The sequence below is a fragment of the Pseudomonas sp. RL_15y_Pfl2_60 genome, assembly GCF_963970595.1.
Taxonomy (GTDB): domain Bacteria; phylum Pseudomonadota; class Gammaproteobacteria; order Pseudomonadales; family Pseudomonadaceae; genus Aquipseudomonas.
The window spans coordinates 317,723-336,235 of the sequence record NZ_CAXAOE010000002.1; the positions used below are offsets into that span (position 1 = coordinate 317,723).

Genomic DNA, 18,513 nt, shown 5'->3' on the forward strand with positions numbered 1-18,513 from the left:
TTGGCCGGTTAAGGCCGGGTTAAACGCCAAGGCAGAGCCCTGCGCAACGCCCGAAGATGCAGCTCAAGGACCTGCAAAGATTGACCTTGACCGGCATAGCGCTGGGCCTCAAAAGCGCTGGCGAACTGTTCGATTTGCCTCGCTTGCCCCGGCAATGCCTGTGCAGCGCGGTGGGCGAAGTCACGTGGTCCCTCTGCTGGTTGGCGTACAAGTGCGTGGCGCGCCAACAAGCGTTCAAAACGGCTAAAGATTCTCTGCTGTTGGTCGCGCTGGCGCTGCCATGGTTTAAATAAAAACAGCGCAATCAAAGCCAGCACCATGGCTCCACCACCGACCAGACACAAAGCCAACCAGCGACCATCGACCTTGCCAAACAAACGCTGAAACAGCTCCAGTTGCTGCGCACCCTGATAGCCCAACACCCAGCGCTGCCAGTCGTAATTGACTTGATCCCAAGCAAATCTGAGCTGATTGAGCCACGCCAACTGACGATAGCGCAGTGGTGAGAATGGTGACTTTTCCAGGAAGCTGTTTTCGCCCGCCACCGCTTCTTCCAAACCCAGCTCTATACGTTCGGGCGCGACTTCAAATGTCGGGTCAGCCCGAAGCCAGCCTTTGCCTGGCTGCCAGTATTCAACCCAGGCGTGCGCATCAAACTGGCGAACCTGTACATAATTGCCAGACGGATTAAGCTCGCCACCTTGATAGCCCGCAACAACCCGTGCCGGAATCCCCGCAGCACGCAGTACAAAGGTCATCGCCCCTGCATAGTGGGCACAAAAACCGTTACGGGTTTCGAACAGAAAATCGTCAATGCTGTTAACCCCAACCGCTTTCGGGCGCAACGTGTAGTGAAACGGCTGGCGATTGAAGTTGCGAAGCACCGCCTGCACCAGTTGCTCGGCTTGCGGATATTGCTGCTTGAGTTGCTGCGCCCAGGCGCGGCTGCGCGGATCGCCCTCCTCAGGCAGCTGCAATGAACGTCGCAAACTGTTTGCTGAGGCTGTTGGCTCCCGCAGCGCCTGCGGCCATGACGTCACGTTATAGAGCAAGGACCGATCCACAGGTTTTTTTCGCTGCAGGCGAAAATCACTCATCATGCGCGTGTCTTCAAGGGTGGTCTGCGCTACATCCAGGCTAAATAGCCAGGGCCTGGCGCTTGGTTGCATCACAACCTGGTAATTGATCGGCTCGCCCTGCTTGTGCCACGACGGCTGCAGTGGCAGCCGTGCAAACCCTGATTGTGACCAGCGCCTGCCATCAAAACGATCCAGGGTCAGCGCGCGCCAGTAGAGTTGATTTCGCGGTGGCGGTTGCCCTTCAAAGCTGGCGCGAAACGCCAGTTCACTGGACTGGCTCAGCTCGGCAATATCGGCCGGTGCCATGTTGTCCGAAAGACCGGTAATGCCTTTTGAATTCGCCCCTGGCAGCGACCATAAAGGCCCCATTCGCGGGAAGAACAAGAACAACAACAACATCAAGGGCAAGGCTTGCAGCAGCATTGAGCCTGCCAGTTTTGCCGTTGCCCAAGGGCGCGTTGCCAGTGTGCTTTGTTGCAGCCCGATCATCGCCGCCAACAACGCACCAACCGGCAACAGGCTAAAAACCGCGGTGAGCATGCTGTCATCAAACAAATAGGCGGTGACAACGGCAAAGAAGCCCAGAAAGATAAGCACCAAGGCATCGCGGCGTGTCCGCATCTCAACCAGCTTCAGGACAAATGCGGCAATCAACAACACCACGCCCGCATCAAGCCCAACCAGGCTACCGCGTGAAACAAAGACACCAATCCCCGCAGCAAGCATCAAGGCGCCTTTCAGCCAGGCATTGGGAAACCGGGCACGCATACGGTAGATCTGCACCCGCCAGGCTGCGCAACCAAGCCATAGACCGACAATCCACAGGGGCAAGTGGCCAAGGTGCGGGATAATGACCAACACCTGGGCAATCAGCAGCCAGGTCAGGCTAACGCGTGGGATGCTTTGCGGCTTATTCATGCAGGCGGCCCGATTCAGCTGTGCCCGAACCGAATAATGCCAGCGCTCGCAAGCATCTATCGCGATGTTGCTCGCCGCTGCTAACGCCGATATGCAATCCGGGCAAGTCCAGCGAAAAGGCTTGCTGGCGCTCGCTCAACTGCAGCACCCAATAACACAGCAGTGACAAGCGGGCCTCGGTATCACTGGCCAATGCACTGAAGTCCAGGCTGACATCACGGCCGCTCAGTGCGCTAAAGTCCTTGACCAATAAGCCCTGCCCCCGGGAATAGGCTTTCCAATGCAGGCGACGCTTCGAATCACTCGGCTGGTAGGCCCGAAGCCCCTGGAAATCATCCGCACCACTGCCCCGTGCCCGCGCGCCTTGCTCTTGCTGATCATCGCCAAGCCCTGCGCCAAGCGGCAAGTCACCCTCAATCGGACGCGGGTATACCAGCAATTGCAAATCCAGGTCGACCCAACTCCAGGCCACCAGAATTCCCAGAGGGAAACGGCTCTCGACCCGCAACCTGCCAGGACGCAACCAGCCACGCGCAGTTGCCGGCAACCCAAGCTCGGCGTCACTCCCCGACAACGGGGCCACATCGAGTTGCAGCATGTCCTCGGGTTGCCAGCCCAGCACAATCGCCTCATGGGCCCGGCGCTCACTTTCAATCCGCACGTTGAAGCGCGCGTGCTCGCCAACAAACACAGGCTCGGCAGGCCCGGACTTGAGTGTTAAGCCGCTCAAATTAAGGTAGGTATGCAAAATGGCGACGATAAAGACCGAACCCAGCAAAAACGTCAGGCCGTAAGCCAGGCTGTTTTGATAATTGATCGCTGCCAGCAACATCAGAGTCAGCGCCAGAATAAACATCGCGCCAACCCGTGACGGGATGATGAATATTTGCCGCTGGCTCAGGCGCAGGCTTTTCGCGGGTGGAATGCGCCGGGACAACCAGCGATTCCAGCGCGACTGCAGACCTTGGATCAAATTGCTGCCACCTCGCGCAACAGCCATTGCACCAAAGTGCCACCGCTGTGGCCTGTAGGATCTGCACGCTCACGCAGGCGATGACCGACCACCGAGGGCAAGACAGCCTGCACATCTTCGGGGATCACATATTCACGGCCCTCAAGGAGCGCCCAGGCCCTAGCGGCGGCCAACAACGCCAGGCTGGCACGCGGAGAAAGCCCCCAGGCGAACTGAGGTTGGGTGCGGGTGGCCTCCACCAGGCGCAATACATAGTCGACCAACGCATCGCTGGCCCGGACTTTTGGCACTTCATCTTGCAAGAGGGCCAGTTGCGCGTGATCGAGTATTGGCGCCAGCTTGGGCAACATGCTGCGCCGCGCATCGCCCATCAGCAGGGCCTTTTCAGCCGCTTTGGCCGGATAGCCCAAGGACAAGCGCATCAGGAAACGGTCGAGTTGAGACTCCGGCAAGGCAAAGGTGCCGCCCTGGCTCACCGGGTTTTGCGTGGCGATCACAAAGAACGGATCGGGCAAGGCACGGGTTGCACCCTCAATGGTGACCTGGCCCTCTTCCATCGCTTCAAGCAGCGCGCTCTGGCTCTTGGGGGTGGCGCGGTTGATCTCGTCCGCCAGAACCAACTCGGCAAAGATCGGGCCTTGGTGAAAGACAAATTGGCCGGTGTCCTTATCAAACACCGAGGTCCCCAGGATATCGCCAGGCAATAAGTCAGAGGTGAACTGAATCCGCTGAAAGCTTAAACCAAGCACCCTGGCCAAGGCCTGGCTAAGCGTGGTCTTGCCCATGCCGGGCAAGTCTTCAATCAATAAATGACCGCGCGCAAGCAGGCAGGCCAGTGCGAGTCTGACCTGCTGCTCTTTACCCAAAAGTACTTCGTTGACTGCGCTCAGGCAGGCATCCAACTGGCTGCGCATCATGAACTCCTACGACAAGTTAACCTGATGCTACTGGCAGCCGCAGTTACGGCAAAGGGCTATGTAACCTTTACTCACGAAACTGTGAGCAACGCCCTCAAATAACCCATTGAATAACCTGGCTGTGGCAATGCGCAGCAGCTTAGGTCGGCCTGATCATCTCGAAAGTATCGCGAGTACGGGTATACGACATGCCGCCAAGGCGCCCGACGATATCCAGTTTATGAGGATCGACTCGGCCTTTTTCATTGAGCACCGCATCATCGATGTGCGCCAGCAACACTTGCGCGAAAATCAGATGGCAGTTCGGGTTGTGTTGGGGAAAAGGCTGAATCTGCGAAACCTTGCACTCAAAGGTAACTGCTGCACCAGAGACGCGCGGCACCGCAACCCGCTCGCTGGCGACACTGGCTATGCCGCAATGCTCAAACTCGCTGACGCCATGCTCCAGGATGGCAGAGCTGGCGTTCATCGCCTCTGCGTGCTCAAACGAAACCAGTTGGATCACCAACTCGCCGGTTTCCTTGGCGTTGCGCAATGTGTCTTTCAGGCTGCCATCGGGATGATGATTGACATTGACCAGCAAGGTCGGCGGCTCATCGCTAATAACCTGGAAGAAACTAAAGGGTGCAAGATTGCTCACCCCGGCAGCGGAACGACTTGAAACCCAGGCAATGGGCCGTGGAGTAACGGTCGAAGCCAGCCAACGGTAAGCATCAAGGGCTGCTAACTGACTAAAATCGATGCGCATTGGCAATTCCCTATCAGGGTTTATTTCAAGTGTTTTAACGACCCGCGCGGGACTCGTCGATATAAAACCGCGCTTTCTGGGCCTTGCTGCTGCAACCTTCGTAGGCTTCAAACTGCTGCTGGGTTTTAGCCGCGGTCAACAATGACAAGGCCTTGGAATAGCTGACAGTACCGGCAAAACCTTCGGCCTTGGCCAGGTCGAGCTGTTTCCAGGCCGCATCCAACTGATTGGCGCAACTATCACGATTAACCGTTTTGCCAGAACAGCCAGCCAGCAGCGCAACAACTAGGGGTAAGCAGATCAATGCCTTCATGGTGTCTCTCCAAAAATTGATATACCTGCTGGCCAAGGCTAACAGAAGGTTGCGATTGCTCTCAAAGCAAATTAGTTCAACCCATTGCACGCTCACGCAAGTATTCGACCACCGCAGCTTGCTCACCACTGAACTCAATACGACCGGCCTTACTCTCATGCTGAAACACGTACATCGGGTCGTAATACTCGATCAATAGCGTTTCAATCCAGCCACGATGCAGGCTTACATCGTTATTGGCCTGCTGCTCTACCAAGGCTTGATCCATGATCGCAGCCAAGCGCTGATAACGCTCGCCCCCTAAACGCTTGAGAATATTAGCCAAGCTTTGTTGCAGCCGCTCAGCGAAGGCCACAAAGCCTGCTTCTTCGCCCAGTAATTGAACAAACTCAGCCCGAAGATCAATCACATAATCCTTGAGGATTCGCTCAACCCGCCCTTCTACACTGTCCTCCAGCCAAACCAGCGGGAAACCTTGCATGCCGTTATACAAAGGCAAAGGCAGCGAGCAACGGCCGATAATCCGTCCTTCGTCTTCCAGTACGAATTGATTGATGCCACGCTCGCGCTTTTTCAGAATGTCGATAGCCAGGATATTTTCGAAATCGATCTGTGTGGGCTGAGCCGTTGCGCGCTTGCCGAAACTCGATCCACGATGGTTGGCATGGCCTTCGAGATCCAGGCTGTTTTCAAGTTGCGCAACCACTTCGGTCTTGCCGGTGCCGGTCATGCCGCCGACGAGTACAAACTGGCTCTGCTGCAGGGCAAGTTCTGTGGTTTCAATCAAGAAATTGCGCATGGCTTTGTAGCCGCCCGTTACCCGCGGATAGGCGATGCCAAGTTCCGACTTCAACCACTGCTGCACGAGTTGCGAACGCAGACCGCCTCGAAAGCAATAGAGATAACCTTGGGGATTCGCTTCGGCAAAAGCCGCCCAGGCCACCAGGCGATCCGCTTTAAGCTGGCCGTTGACCAGTTGGTGCCCCAGTTCGATAGCAGCTTGTTGGCCATGTTGCTTGTAGCAGGTGCCAACCTTTTGCCGTTCGATATCGTTCATCAATGGCAGGTTGACCGCACCAGGAAAAGCTCCCTTGCTGAACTCAACCGGAGCGCGGGCATCCATCATCGGTGCGTCTTGCAAGAATATCTGGCGGTAGTCGTTGCTATCGTCACGCATTACACAACCTCAACCGCGTAGCGCTGTCGCTCACACATTTGACCAATGGACTCAAGGCTCAACCCACATTCAGCAGCCGTTTGCAGAAACTCGGCTTCCGCTTCAGGCGTCACCGCGACCAGCAAGCCACCACTGGTTTGCGGGTCACACAAGAGCAATTTGCACAGCTGCGGCAGTGGCGCGATCTTGTCGCCATAGCTGTCGAAATTACGCAAGGTTCCACCCGGTATGCAGCCCTGCTCCAAGTAATACTCAACGCTGGGCAGGCGTGGCACCTTGGCAAACTCGATGCGCGCAGTCAGGCCGCTGCCATCGGCCATTTCAACCAAGTGCCCGAGCAAACCAAAACCGGTGACGTCAGTCATGGCCATCACACCCGGCAATTTGGCAAAGCGGCTACCCGGCTTGTTCAGGGTGCACATCCAGTCACGCGCCAGGCCGATGTCTTCATCGCGCAGTTTGGCTTTCTTCTCGGCGGTGGTGAGAATGCCGATACCCAAGGGCTTGCTGAGGTAAAGCTTGCAGCCGGGCGTGGCGGTGTCATTACGCTTCATATGACGTTTTTCAACCAAACCCGTGACGGCCAGGCCGAAAATGGGTTCCGGTGCATCAATCGAGTGCCCGCCAGCCAGGGCGATACCCGCCTCGTCACAAATCGAGCGGCCACCACGAATCACTTCACGAGCCACTTCGGGCGCCAGTACATTGACCGGCCAGCCCAAAATGGCAATCGCCATCAACGGATCACCGCCCATCGCATAGATATCGCTAATGGCATTGGTCGCCGCGATTCGCCCGAAATCATAGGGGTCATCGACAATTGGCATAAAGAAGTCGGTAGTGGAAACCACACCGCGCTCCGCGTCGATCTCGTACACTGCTGCATCGTCACGAGAGGCATTGCCGACCCAGAGTTTGGGATCAAGATTCTGCGCGCCACTGCCGGCCAGGATCACTTCCAGCACCTTTGGCGAAATTTTGCAGCCACAACCGGCGCCGTGGCTGTATTGGGTCAAACGAATTGGCTCACTCATAATTTCTCACTGGTCGTATCGACAGGCGGACAGATTCTAGCAAATGCAGCCTTGGCGCTAGCGCCTCTCGCGGGTATGTTGTTAAAACAATGCGTTATGAGGGATTTACGGTGAAAAAGCGAGTCGCCCTGGTCTTGGGTTCAGGCGGTGCACGTGGTTATGCACACATTGGCGTTATCGAAGAACTGGAAGCCCGTGGCTACGACATCGCATGTGTTGCAGGGTGCTCCATGGGGGCTGTGGTGGGCGGTATCTACGCCGCCGGAAAACTCAAAGAATACAGTGAGTGGACGCAGAGCTTAGACTACCTGGATGTATTGCGCTTACTGGATGTCAGCTTTCGCCTGGGCGCAATTCGCGGTGAAAAAGTCTTCGGCCAAATTCGCGAGATCGTCGGCGAGGTCAATATTGAAGACCTGCGGATTCCCTTCACCGCAGTGGCAACCGACCTGACCAATCAGCAGGAAATCTGGTTTCAGGAAGGCAACCTGCACCAGGCAATGCGCGCATCAGCAGCGATTCCAAGCCTGTTTACCCCGGTAATCCAAGGATCGCGCATGCTCGTCGATGGTGGCCTGCTTAACCCACTGCCGATAGTTCCTGTGGTTTCCAGTCATTGTGACCTGATTATTGCTGTCAACCTCAATGCCACCAACCAACAACACTATCAACTGCCGGTAATTGAGCGCCCAGCGGCAATCAAGGGTCGCTTTGATCATATGATGGCATCGCTCGGGTCACGCCTCCCCACTTTGCGTCGGAAAAACACTGAGGGCGAAGAACAGATGCTGCTGCTCGAGGATGATTCGGCGATTGAGCACGAATACATCCTGCAACCGGACCAACAACCCCCGGCGGCCCCCGAGCCTGAGGCTGAAGCGGCTCCCAAGTCGGCGTCAGGCTCGCGTATCGCCAATGTTGGCGGCCCAGCCTCGTTATTAGAGCTGGTTAACCAGAGTTTTGAAGTGATGCAGGCATCGCTGGCGCAGTACAAAATTGCCGGATATCCGCCGGATATCCTGATCAATGTACCTAAACGCGTGTGCCGTTTCTTTGAGTTCTATAAGGCCCCAGAGCTGATTATGCTCGGTCGCCAGATTGCCAAGGATACGCTGGACAAATACGAGCGCGGCGATCACTAGACGGCTCTGGGCAAAGCCTTGATCGCCACAATGGATAAGGCCGAGTCAAACACGCCCAGCCTTGCTCCAACGCCAGGAAATATCCCGCTAGGCAGGATATTTTCCCTGCTAAGCCGTGCAATCAGTTTGCTGGTTTCCAGCCCCCACGCTCAGCCGCCTCACGAAACTTGACCCGGTTGGCTGGCGTATCGGCGGGTTCAGACTCACCGAAGATCGCTTTGATCCAGTGGCCATCGGTGGGATTAGGAAAGAGGATGTACTGGCCACCAAACTTGTCATGGTTGTCGTCTACCAACTTGGCCCGCTTCTCAACTGCATCGACATAATAACCACGCTCGAAATCATTGAGATTGTCACCCAACATCAACACCACATTGAACTGCTCGGCGATCTTGTGTTGTGCCGGCTCTTTGTTCGAGCTTTCACGCAGAACGGTCACATGGGCCTCATCGGCATAAGGCAGCTTGTGCTTACGCAGATTATTCAGCGCGTACGTGTAGGTCTTGTCGCCCTGATCACGGCTGGACACGTAGAAAATCTCAACACCGCGCGACTTGGCGTAGTTTAGAAACTCCAGAGCACCTGGGGTCAAGGTGGGGCCATTGTCAGCCACCCAGCGATCCCAGTCTGGATCATCAAAAAATTCTTTATCCTGAGCGATCAAATATCCCCAATAGCTATTACTGCTGAGGATGGTGTCGTCGATATCACTGATAATTGCAGGTTTTTTGTCACCAGGCTTTTGCTCGGCCAATGCTTGGTCCAGCCGCGCCTTGGCGATGTTAAAACCCTGATAGTAGAGCGCCCGATATTCAGCGGCAGTCTGGCGCCAGGCCACTGCATCAGTCAGTAAGTTGGAGTTTACGGCATCGGGCTCGGCGCTTGAGGCCTGCGAGCTGACCACGGGTACAGTCAACAGCAACAAAGACAGGCTAATAGCATTCTTGAGGTGGGACATAGGTACACTCCTTGTAGTGCCTTGCGCTTAGGGCAGCGTAAGCGCAACCACTCATACACCGGCCGCAGCTGTATCACAACCATGAAGCCGCGCAGGCACAACAATATGGCGCTCCCATATATGTACGGCAACCGACAGGGCTAACCGATCACAGGTCGTTTTACATCAGCTCGGAGGTTGCTCGGTGCTGCGTATCACCACGCCTGTTTCGGTCTCGATTTTTGGTTGCCCATGTGCCACCCAGTCCGTGACCAGATTGTAAGCGACCGCCAGGATCGTTGGGCCCAGAAACAGCCCCATAAGACCGAAAGTCAGAATACCGCCAAAGACGCCGAGCAACACCACCACCAACGGTAAATTGCCGCCACGACTGATGAGGTAGGGTTTGAGAATATTGTCGACGCCACTGATGATCAGTACACCCCAGATGCCGAGGAAGATGGTCATGCCAACCTCGCCATTCCAGGCCAGCCAAGCCACAGCCGGCGCCCAGACCAGTGGTGGAAACATGATCAGGCTTGCGCCAAAGGTCAATAACGCCAGAAGTAGCGCACCCGGAACTCCGGCGATCAAAAAGCCGATGTAAGCCAGTACCGCCTGCGCGGCTGCTGTACCAATCACGCCGTTGACTACGCGCTGGATGGTGCCTGATATCAAGTGAATATAGTGATCTGCCCGGCCCTCAATTAAACGCTCAAGCAAGCTACGGGCAAATGCGGCGAGACGCGGGCCATCACGGTAGAAGAAGAACACCAGCACCAGGCTTAACGCCAGTTCGAGCATGCTTCCGCCAACCTGCGCGCTGCGCTCCAGAAGCCAGTTGCCAACCTGGCCAAAGTAAGGTCGCAGCGATGCAAAGAAAGCCGCGCCCTGCTGGTCAATGGTGACCCAAAGTGAAACCAGGCGATCACCAACCAGCGGCACGTTCGCTAGCCATGTCGGCGCTGCTGGCAAGCCGGTCACCTGAAGGTTCTTGATCAGGCCAGTGGCGTCACGAATATGGTCGGCCAGGTTAAAGCCAAGCATCACCAACGGCACGGCGACCAGCACTATCCAGCCCAGCGTGAGAATGGCTGCCGCCAACGACTCCCGGCCGTTAAGCGCATCGGTTAATCGACGCATCAATGGCCAACTGGCAAAAGCCAGCACAGAAGCCCAAAACAGCGCCGACCAAAATGGCGCAAGCACCCACAAGCTTGCGCCCAGCAATGCCAGCAGCAGTATCTGCACCAGCAAGCGATCGTTATTGAGCATTTCCAAGTCCTAAATAAGGATGAAACGAACAAAGGCCCTGTGGGTTAACACAGGGCCTCGTTAATAGGAGACAGCCTAACGGCAGCGGCGGCTGAGTTGCGCCATGTACGCTAGCTGTTAACGCAAAACATTGACCTGCAAACCGGCAACATCCGCATTGCCCAACTCCAGGCGCGAGCCGCGCACCCGCTGCTCAACTAATGCCTCACGCCAGCTTTCAGCATTGTTACCGGCAAGGCTAACACGCATTGTGCTATCGGAATTCAAGGCACGTGACAACACCTCGACCCATGCAGGCGTTGGCTCCTGCTGGTTGGACAAGTTCAGCACACCAGAGGTTCGCAATTGACGCAATAATGTTGCTGGCGTAGGTAGCATCTCCCCCAGCGCACTGTCACTGGCAAGCAACTCGGCATGCAGGTATGCCCGGCGATTACCGCGCGTGATGCTGTACAGCGCGAGAATGCTGTCTTGTTGCGGTTCGGCCAGCCGAAACAAGGCGAACGACTGCTGATCATCCGGCCCATAGAGGATTGACTTGGAGAACACCGAATTAGCCCACAGGCTACTCCCTCCGCAGTCACGCCCCTGACACCAATAAAGCATTTGGGCGTTCTTGGCCAACAGCGCTTCCCGGGTGCTATTGAATACTTGATCTGAACTGTGTGTCTCGGGCAATCGATACGTGATCGCGGTGAGATCGCCCTTGAGTTGAATTTCATTTTCATAGCGCAGACGGCCACTAATTCTGCGAATAGAGCCTTGCGGATAAATACGTTCCTGCTCCGCTTGCTCGCTGTAATCGACGATCTGGCTACCGGTAAAGCGCGGCATTACCGGTAAATCCTTACTGCCCGCCACATCCGCCAATACCGTGGAGCTCAATACCATCGCTAACGCGACACATACACTACGTATACCAGTCATTAGCGAGCCAACATTGTCTGGGCGGATTTGACGACCTTTACACCGTCATCTTCGCTATGTGGAATGGACAGCCCACGCTGCACTGCCGGACGTTGCGCAATGGCATCAAGCCAGCGCTGGAGGTTATCAAGGCCATCCATCGAGACCCCAGCCCAGTCGTGTAGCCGAACCCAAGGAAAGGTTGCGATATCCGCGATGCTGTAATCCCCTGCTAAAAACTCGGCCTGTGCAAGACGCGTATCGAGCACTTCATATAAGCGCCGGCACTCATGCTGATAACGGTCAATGCCTACTTGGATTTTCTCAGGCAAATAACGATAAAACACGTTTGCCTGGCCTTGCATTGGGCCTACACCACCCATTTGGAACATCAGCCACTGCATTACCAGCGAACGGCCTTTGACATCTTGCGGCATCAACTGGCCGGTTTTCTCCGCAAGATAAATCAGGACCGCACCGGACTCAAACACCGCAAAATCATCGTGATCTCGGTCGACAATAGCGGGGATACGGCCATTGGGGTTAACGCGAAGAAAGGCTGGGGTTTTCTGCTGTTTCTTGTCGAAGCTCAACGCGTGCACCTTGTAAGGCAGGCCAAGCTCCTCGAGAGCAATCGCTACTTTGTGTCCATTCGGTGTCGCCGCGGTGTAGAAATCAATCATGTACTTCTCCATTGCAATGACACCACCATTCCCCAGTTGGGTTTGCCAAGTCAAGAAGACAGCATAAAGCGATTGAAACAGTCTGCTACAAGCTGTGCACCGCGCTCGTCATCAAGGTGCAGGTGATGCCCTCCCGGCAGCCTGGTGACCTCGAAGTCAAGCTCGCTCATGACCTCGTCGTAGCTGGCTTTGGCTTTGCCCAGCAAGATGCCCTGCTCGGCCACAACCAAGCTAACCGGGCAAGCGATTCGCTTGGCGAATGCCATGGCCTGGGCCTGGGTCAATAGTAGTTTAGACGGCAATGTGAGCCGACTGTCGGCACTCCATGAATAGCCTCCGGGCACCTCGACCAAGCCGCGCGCAGCCAATAGCTGTGCGGCCTCAAGGCTGACCGAGGTCATGCCGTTCATACGCATCTCTACAGCACGCTTGAATTCGGGGTGGACCGTTTTACGTTTTTTGGCCAGCAGCATCTGCGCCATCAACGCGTCACCAAAGCGCTGCGGGGCACCTTCAGCCTCAAGTGTATGCGGGGTCACGCCATCGATCAGGGCCAGACGCTCAACCCGTTCAGGCAAGGCACCTGCCAGCAAAAGACCCACAATTGCCCCCATCGAATGACCGATAATGCTGAACTTCTCCCACTCGAGAAATTCAGCTGCTTGCAATACGTCGTAGACATAATCCCATATCGCATAACTGACGCCCGCTGGGCGATGCTCGGATAAACCATGCCCTGCCAGGTCCAGGGCTACAATCCGCAGCCCCTCGAGCTTGGGCGCAAGTCGTGCATAAGTGGCAGCGTTGTCCAGCCAACCATGCAAAGCCAGCACCGGCTTGCCGTCGACAGGCCCATAAACCTGGGCTGCGAGTTCTATATGCGGCAAACGCAACCGCAACTCTTGGATGTTTGAGCTCATGCAGTGTCCTTACTTGAATCGTCGCTGCCAATATCGGCCCAGCGCTGGAAAAATGACTTTAACAGCTCTGCCGTTTGCACCGGATGCTCCAAGGGAAACATGTGACCGCCCGGCATGGTCAGGTATTCGCCTTTTGGTATCCGCCGTACGTGCCGTGTGTGATGCGCCAGTACCACCCGGCTATGCTGGCCACGCACCATGGCCAGCGGCACTTTCAAGTGTTGCGCGGGGCCAGCACTGATGTGCGGCACATTGCGATAGATATTGATTTCCGTGGCCGGATCAAAGCGCAGGCGCAGCTCCTCTCCAGCGGGTTGCAAGCCATGCTCGATATACGCACTCAAGCAATCTGGATCAAACCGGCGGAACAGGCTCTTGGCCGCGAAATAACGGTGTGCTTCAGCGGCATCGGCAAATGCCTCACGCCGACCAATCGTTCGGCCGGCCGGGGTAATGCGATCTATAAAACCGAAGCGTTTGGCGGCGCGGATCACCCACTGGTCAGCCAAGGTCAACAGCGGTGAGTCGAGCATGGCGACACCCAGGTACAACTCAGGGCGCAACTGGGCCGCGTGATAATGCAAGACGCCACCGAGCGAATGCCCCACCCCCCACACCGGCTGCTCGCGCTGCTCGATATGATGGATTAGCTCGCGAACCAGATTGCTCCAGTTTGCATTAACCGGGAAGTCAGGGTCATGGCCGTGCTGGCCGATGTGTTCGACCTTGTATTGTGGCCCCAGCGCGTCAAATAACTTGGTGTAGGTCGCGGCTGGAAAACCATTGGCGTGGGCGAAGAATACCGTTTGAGGAGGCATTGGCTAACTCAATTAAACGAAACTGAGCGAATTGTCCTGCACCCACGCCGTCATCACAATGACTGTAACTGCCAGTGATGATGGTGCTATTGCCAAACACCCAGCGCCAAAGCCACGCGAACCAGAATTGCCGCAGCAACAAGAATAAAAACAACACCACAGAGTAAATCAATGGTGGGGACCAAACGCATCAAGCGTACTTGCAAGCTGCGATGGGTTAAACCAATGCTTAGCAGGCTAAACCAGAGCAAACCAACGCCAAACAAAATAGTTGCTGCAGCCACCTTACCTGACACAGACATATGCGCAGGAATCAAACTGCTCAACAGCGCCAGGAAGAACACCAATGCCTTGGGGTTGAGCAGATTAGTGGCAAAGCCGCGCAACCATGGTCCCAGTGCCGAGGGTTCCAAGGCGCGGGTGAACTGTCCGGCTTGCTCGGCCGCGGGGCTAAACCGTGAACGTAAAGCACCAACCCCCAGCCAGGCCAAAAAGACTGCCCCTGAGATCTGAATCAGACTAAACAGCAGCGGTGAACGGCTGAGCAGCAATGACACGCCGGTCAGCACCAAAATCCCATGCAACAAAATGCCACAAGCCAGCCCCAATGCACTGAGCAAACCGCTGCGTCGACCTTGATGAATTGAGGTTCGCACAACCAAGGCAACATCGGGCCCGGGGCTGACAAGCGCTATCAAAAACACAGCCGTCAGCGACAGCAAGACAGAACTCTCCTGCATGGCAATCTCCACAAGATTAAGTAAAAACTAAGAAGGGTTTAAATCAGCGGTTTGAACGCAGCTTTGCTGGCGGCAAACCATAGGTTCGCCGGAACAAGCGCGAAAAATGTGCTTGATCGTAAAAGCCCAGCTGCAGGGCAATGTCACTTAGCGAGTCACCACGCAGAACCCGTGGCAGCGCTCGCTCCAGGCGCAATTGAGTCAGCCATTGATGCGGTGGCAAACCACACTGGCGGCTGAACCTGCGCAGCGCTTGCCATGGACTCAAGCCGCAAAAAGCAGCCAGCTCTTCCAGCGACGGCGGCTGATCGAGCCGTGACTCCATCCACTCACGCAAACGCACCCAAGTACGCAAGTCAAAGCCTTGATCCTGTTGCTTGATCCTCAGGGTCGAACCCACAGCCAGCAATGTCGCAAACATATTCAGCAGGTTGCTTTCCTGGGCCAATGTCGAATCACCATTGACCAGCGAGGCATGCAGCGCGCCCAACTGCTGTTGCAACTGGCTATTGCGCAAGGAAGAGCTGGTCAGACGCGGTGTCCCATGACGCTCATCACTCAAGCTGCGGCTTGCCTGCTCGAGCCGTTTCGGATCAAGGGCCAGCACCCGAATGCTATAGCCCTCGCCGGTTAGACTTGCACCGTCATGGATTTGCTCAGGCGCCATCAACAACGCATCCCCAACAGTCGCCTGCTGACGTTCACCTTGGCACACATAGCGATGCTGCCCGCGCAGCAGCAAACCGATGTGATACTCAAGGTGAAAGTGCCGTGGAAAGGCAAAATTATGGTACTCGGCGTTGATTAAACGCACGCCGGGTAAGCCACTGATGATGTGTTGAGTCTGTTCCATAGCCGCTACTTTAACGCTTTGCAGCGGCCTGATCTTGGACAAAATTGCAGCGGGCAGCACAATCGAGCCTGGCTGCCGGGACGGTGTGCCTTAACGGCTCACTTTGGTAACTCGCCACCATGGGCGACAACCGCAACCGTCAGCCGCGAGATACAGCTGGTTTTGCCATCTTCAGTAGTCAGCCGAATGTCCCACACATGGGTGGAGCGGCCCAAATGAACGGCTCGCGCAACAGCCCTAACCCTTCCGCTGCGGACACCGCGCAGATGGTTAGCATTGACCTCCAGGCCCACACAGTAAAATTTCTCTGTATCGATGCACTGGTAGCTCGCGGTTGAACCCAATGTTTCTGCAAGCACCACCGATGCCCCGCCATGCAGCAGTCCGTAGGGTTGATGAGTGCGCGAATCAACCACCATGCTCGCGGTTATCGACTCATCGTCGAATGACTCAAAGCGAATATCCAGCTGTTCACCGATGGTATTTTTCAATGTTGCATTCAACTCATCGATATCGGGAGTTCGGCGCCACAGGCTCATATGCGTTCCTTTTCCATAACGTTGCACCACCACCGGTGAGCCCGAATCAAGCACAACCGGTGAGTATTTGTTCATGCGGGTTAGTCATGCCAGACCAAAGGCTGGCGACTGTCACTCCAGGCCGGAAAACGACTGGCGTAGGTATCCTCGACCACATTACGCTTGATTTTAAGCGTGGGCGTCAGAAACCCATTCTCAATCGACCATGTGTCCTTGACCAACACCAATCCTTGCAAGCGTTCGTGCTGATCAAGTTGTGCATTGACCTCCTCCAACAGCTTCACCAAGCTACTTTCAAGCTCGCTTCGGCTACTGTTGGCTGCATCCTGGCGACCGATTTCCGATAACACACAAAGTGCCATCGGCTGCGCCATGCCGTCGCCGACCACACACACCTGCTCGATGCGCGAATGCACTGCCAAGCGATTTTCGATCGGTGCAGGCGCGACATACTTGCCTTTGCTGGTCTTGAAGATTTCCTTGATTCGTCCGGTCAGGCGTAGATTGCCCTCGCCGTCTTGCTCACCCTTGTCCCCGGTACGCAGAAAACCGTCCGCAGTAATGGTCTCAGCGGTTTTTTCCGGGTCCTTGAAGTAACCCTGCATGGTTGCGCCGCTGCGCACTTGCAGCTCACCATCTTCGGCGATGCGCGCCTGCACCCCGGTGCTGTTTTGACCGATCCAGCCTTTTTTGTATTTACCCGGGCGGCAAACGTGGGAGTATCCGCAATTTTCGGTCATGCCATAGACTTCAAGCACATCCAGCCCCATGCGCTGATACCACTTGAGCAAGGCTTCAGGCACAGGCGCAGCGCCAGACAGAGCAAAGCGGATCGCATCCAGGCCAAGTCCGGTCAGGACTTTCTTGCCAACCACAGGCCCGATGATAGGCAGCTTGAGCAAGAAATCGAGTCGCTCGGCCGGCATTTTGCTGTAGACCCCCATCTGGAACTTGGTCCAGATGCGCGGCACGGCAAAAAAGACGGTCGGGCGGGCGCGCTTGAGGTCTTCGAGGAAGGTATCGAGACTGGCAGCAAAGAATACAGTCGGCCCACCGTAGAAGGATGAAAGCTCAATAAACATGCGCTCGGCGACATGGCACAGCGGTAAATAAGACAAAAGCCGATCATCTTCAGTGACGCTAAATAGCGTACGCGCATTGCTCGCGGCAAAGCCGAAATTACTGAAGTTATGCATCACCCCTTTAGGCAAGCCAGTGGTGCCTGAGGTGTAGATAATAGTGGCTAGCTGGTCGGGCGCCGGGCTCGGGCTGTCCTGAATCGGCGAACAGGCCTGCAAATCGCTCCAGCTGAAGTCAAAACTGCCTTCGGGATGCAACGGCATTGCGACCGTTGGAATGGAATCGGCGATTCCCGGCGCCATGCTCGGCCAATTATCTAGCTTGCCAATGAATGCCAGCACCGACTCAGAATGCTCAAGCACATGGCTGACCGATTCGGCCGTCAGGTTGGGGTACAGCGGCACCGACACATGACCAGCCATCCAGATTGCCAGATCAGTGATTATCCAGTGCGCGCAGTTTTTTGAAATGATTGCGATATGACTGCCGGGCGGTAAGTCCCGGGTGCGTAGCCAGTGCGCCGCGCGGCGGGCTTGCTCGCCAACCTCAGCCCAGCTGAGCCTCTCAAGGCTGCCGTCTGGCAATGGCTGGACGAGGTAGCATTTATCGGGATGTCGCGCTTCTCGATGGTAGAAGGCATCGAGCGGTAGTTGGATCGCATCAGCCATGAAGTTTCTTCCCTTGTTATTATTTTCGGGGTCAAACCAAGCAATTGCTTGGTTGACTATTTCACGCCCAAAGGCATCCCGCAAGAGGAGAAATGTTTCGTTGTGTAGTTGTTTTCAGTTAGTGAAAACGCTGAAATGGTAGTGAGCGGCGATAGGACAAGGCACGGGTGTAACAGCCACAGACTGGCCCGGCGAGCAAGCGCTGCGAGTCAAGAACGGTGAAAAAGCGGTTGGGGCCGAGCGTGCTCGACTTTAGGTGCTGTAAGTGATCATTCAGAGCAGGTTTTAACGCCCTGATATCCAGCGCAATCGTTTTCAGGGGTCACTTAATGATGAGCATGGACCACGGCCAGTAGATCCATGGTTCCGGCGGCAACCATTGGCCCATCCAGCTCCGCCAGGCTTGCCGTCATCATCGGCAGTGGCTGTTCGCGATGACCATACATCAGCAAACCTGCAAGATCGCCGACTAAAGGCTGATGAGTCACCAGCAAGACTTCCTCATCGGCGTACCGGTCCAGTTGACGAATCACATTACGCGACTGGCTATCAGGCGTTAACCAAGGCACCGTAATGATTGGCGAGTCGTAGCCAAGCACCTCGGCAACCAGGGCCGCCGTTTGCTGGGTGCGCAGGTATGGGCTGGCAATGATCTGCCGAAGTGGGCGCCCTTCAAGCTGCAATGCCGCCTTGCGCACCTGCTCGCAGCCACGCGCAGTCAAGGCACGCGCGGCATCAGTTGCAGCCTGGGGCTGCGCCTCACCATGGCGCAACAACCACAAACGCATTAGCG

At 55.9% G+C, this 18,513-nt stretch carries 19 protein-coding genes; 1 reads left to right on the forward strand and 18 read right to left on the reverse strand.

All coding sequences use genetic code 11. The features are described from left to right. Nucleotides 1-8: 8 nt before the first annotated feature. The 7 genes from AACY26_RS06595 to selD form a co-directional block, all read right to left on the reverse strand. Nucleotides 9-1,997 carry a transglutaminase TgpA family protein gene (locus tag AACY26_RS06595; RefSeq protein WP_339512218.1) on the reverse strand — a complete coding sequence of 663 codons (1,989 nt, stop codon included), beginning with the start codon at nt 1,995-1,997 and terminating at the stop codon, nt 9-11. Beyond that, the gene (locus AACY26_RS06600) at nt 1,990-2,970 is read right to left on the reverse strand and encodes a DUF58 domain-containing protein (protein WP_339512220.1); all 981 of its coding nucleotides are present in this window, start codon (nt 2,968-2,970) and stop codon (nt 1,990-1,992) included. The genes AACY26_RS06595 and AACY26_RS06600 overlap by 8 nt, the downstream gene beginning before the upstream one ends. Continuing rightward, nucleotides 2,967-3,884 (reverse strand): AAA family ATPase, encoded by a 918-nt coding sequence (locus tag AACY26_RS06605; RefSeq protein WP_339512222.1) that lies wholly within the window; start codon nt 3,882-3,884, stop codon nt 2,967-2,969. Before AACY26_RS06605 ends, AACY26_RS06600 begins: the two co-directional genes overlap by 4 nt. A 142-nt stretch (nt 3,885-4,026) precedes the next feature. After that, complete coding sequence (locus tag AACY26_RS06610; protein WP_339512224.1) at nt 4,027-4,635, reverse strand: flavin reductase family protein; 609 nt, start codon at nt 4,633-4,635, stop codon at nt 4,027-4,029. Between the two features lie 34 nt (nt 4,636-4,669). Then, entirely contained in the window at nt 4,670-4,948 is a 279-nt protein-coding gene (locus AACY26_RS06615) for a hypothetical protein (RefSeq protein WP_089359022.1), read from the reverse strand. Nucleotides 4,949-5,024: 76 nt separating this feature from the next. Then, nucleotides 5,025-6,125 (reverse strand): tRNA 2-selenouridine(34) synthase MnmH, encoded by a 1,101-nt coding sequence (gene mnmH / locus AACY26_RS06620; protein ID WP_339512229.1) that lies wholly within the window; start codon nt 6,123-6,125, stop codon nt 5,025-5,027. Continuing rightward, nucleotides 6,125-7,159 carry a selenide, water dikinase SelD gene (gene selD, locus AACY26_RS06625; protein WP_339512230.1) on the reverse strand — a complete coding sequence of 345 codons (1,035 nt, stop codon included), beginning with the start codon at nt 7,157-7,159 and terminating at the stop codon, nt 6,125-6,127. Before selD ends, mnmH begins: the two co-directional genes overlap by 1 nt. A gap of 110 nt (nt 7,160-7,269) precedes the next feature. Between selD and AACY26_RS06630 the strand changes: the two genes are divergently transcribed. Then, on the forward strand, nt 7,270-8,301 hold the full coding sequence (locus AACY26_RS06630; RefSeq protein ID WP_339512232.1) for a patatin-like phospholipase family protein: 1,032 nt from the start codon (nt 7,270-7,272) through the stop codon (nt 8,299-8,301). Nucleotides 8,302-8,422: 121 nt separating this feature from the next. On the opposite strand, the gene AACY26_RS06635 is transcribed toward AACY26_RS06630, so the two are convergent. The 11 genes from AACY26_RS06635 to sixA form a co-directional block, all read right to left on the reverse strand. Then, a complete protein-coding gene (locus AACY26_RS06635) occupies nt 8,423-9,259 on the reverse strand; it encodes a 5'-nucleotidase, lipoprotein e(P4) family (RefSeq protein ID WP_339512233.1) in 837 nt (278 codons plus the stop codon). Between the two features lie 165 nt (nt 9,260-9,424). Then, complete coding sequence (locus tag AACY26_RS06640; RefSeq protein WP_339512234.1) at nt 9,425-10,513, reverse strand: AI-2E family transporter; 1,089 nt, start codon at nt 10,511-10,513, stop codon at nt 9,425-9,427. A 117-nt stretch (nt 10,514-10,630) separates the two neighbouring features. Further along, nucleotides 10,631-11,440 (reverse strand): DUF4892 domain-containing protein, encoded by an 810-nt coding sequence (locus AACY26_RS06645; protein ID WP_339512236.1) that lies wholly within the window; start codon nt 11,438-11,440, stop codon nt 10,631-10,633. After that, entirely contained in the window at nt 11,440-12,102 is a 663-nt protein-coding gene (locus AACY26_RS06650) for a glutathione S-transferase family protein (RefSeq protein ID WP_339512238.1), read from the reverse strand. Before AACY26_RS06650 ends, AACY26_RS06645 begins: the two co-directional genes overlap by 1 nt. Before the next feature lie 50 nt (nt 12,103-12,152). Beyond that, entirely contained in the window at nt 12,153-13,022 is an 870-nt protein-coding gene (locus tag AACY26_RS06655) for an alpha/beta fold hydrolase (protein WP_339512240.1), read from the reverse strand. Continuing rightward, complete coding sequence (locus AACY26_RS06660) at nt 13,019-13,840, reverse strand: alpha/beta fold hydrolase (RefSeq protein WP_339512242.1); 822 nt, start codon at nt 13,838-13,840, stop codon at nt 13,019-13,021. Before AACY26_RS06660 ends, AACY26_RS06655 begins: the two co-directional genes overlap by 4 nt. Before the next feature lie 86 nt (nt 13,841-13,926). Continuing rightward, complete coding sequence (locus AACY26_RS06665; RefSeq protein WP_339512244.1) at nt 13,927-14,580, reverse strand: LysE family translocator; 654 nt, start codon at nt 14,578-14,580, stop codon at nt 13,927-13,929. Between the two features lie 43 nt (nt 14,581-14,623). Beyond that, a complete protein-coding gene (locus AACY26_RS06670; protein WP_339512246.1) occupies nt 14,624-15,433 on the reverse strand; it encodes an AraC family transcriptional regulator in 810 nt (269 codons plus the stop codon). 98 nt (nt 15,434-15,531) lie between these two features. Next, the gene (locus AACY26_RS06675; RefSeq protein WP_339512248.1) at nt 15,532-15,972 is read right to left on the reverse strand and encodes a hotdog fold thioesterase; all 441 of its coding nucleotides are present in this window, start codon (nt 15,970-15,972) and stop codon (nt 15,532-15,534) included. A gap of 80 nt (nt 15,973-16,052) precedes the next feature. Continuing rightward, nucleotides 16,053-17,720, reverse strand: a complete 1,668-nt coding sequence (locus AACY26_RS06680) for an AMP-binding protein (RefSeq protein WP_339512250.1) — start codon at nt 17,718-17,720, stop codon at nt 16,053-16,055. Nucleotides 17,721-18,046: 326 nt separating this feature from the next. Continuing rightward, on the reverse strand, nt 18,047-18,508 hold the full coding sequence (gene sixA / locus AACY26_RS06685) for a phosphohistidine phosphatase SixA (protein WP_339512252.1): 462 nt from the start codon (nt 18,506-18,508) through the stop codon (nt 18,047-18,049). Between the last annotated feature and the right edge of the window lie 5 nt (nt 18,509-18,513).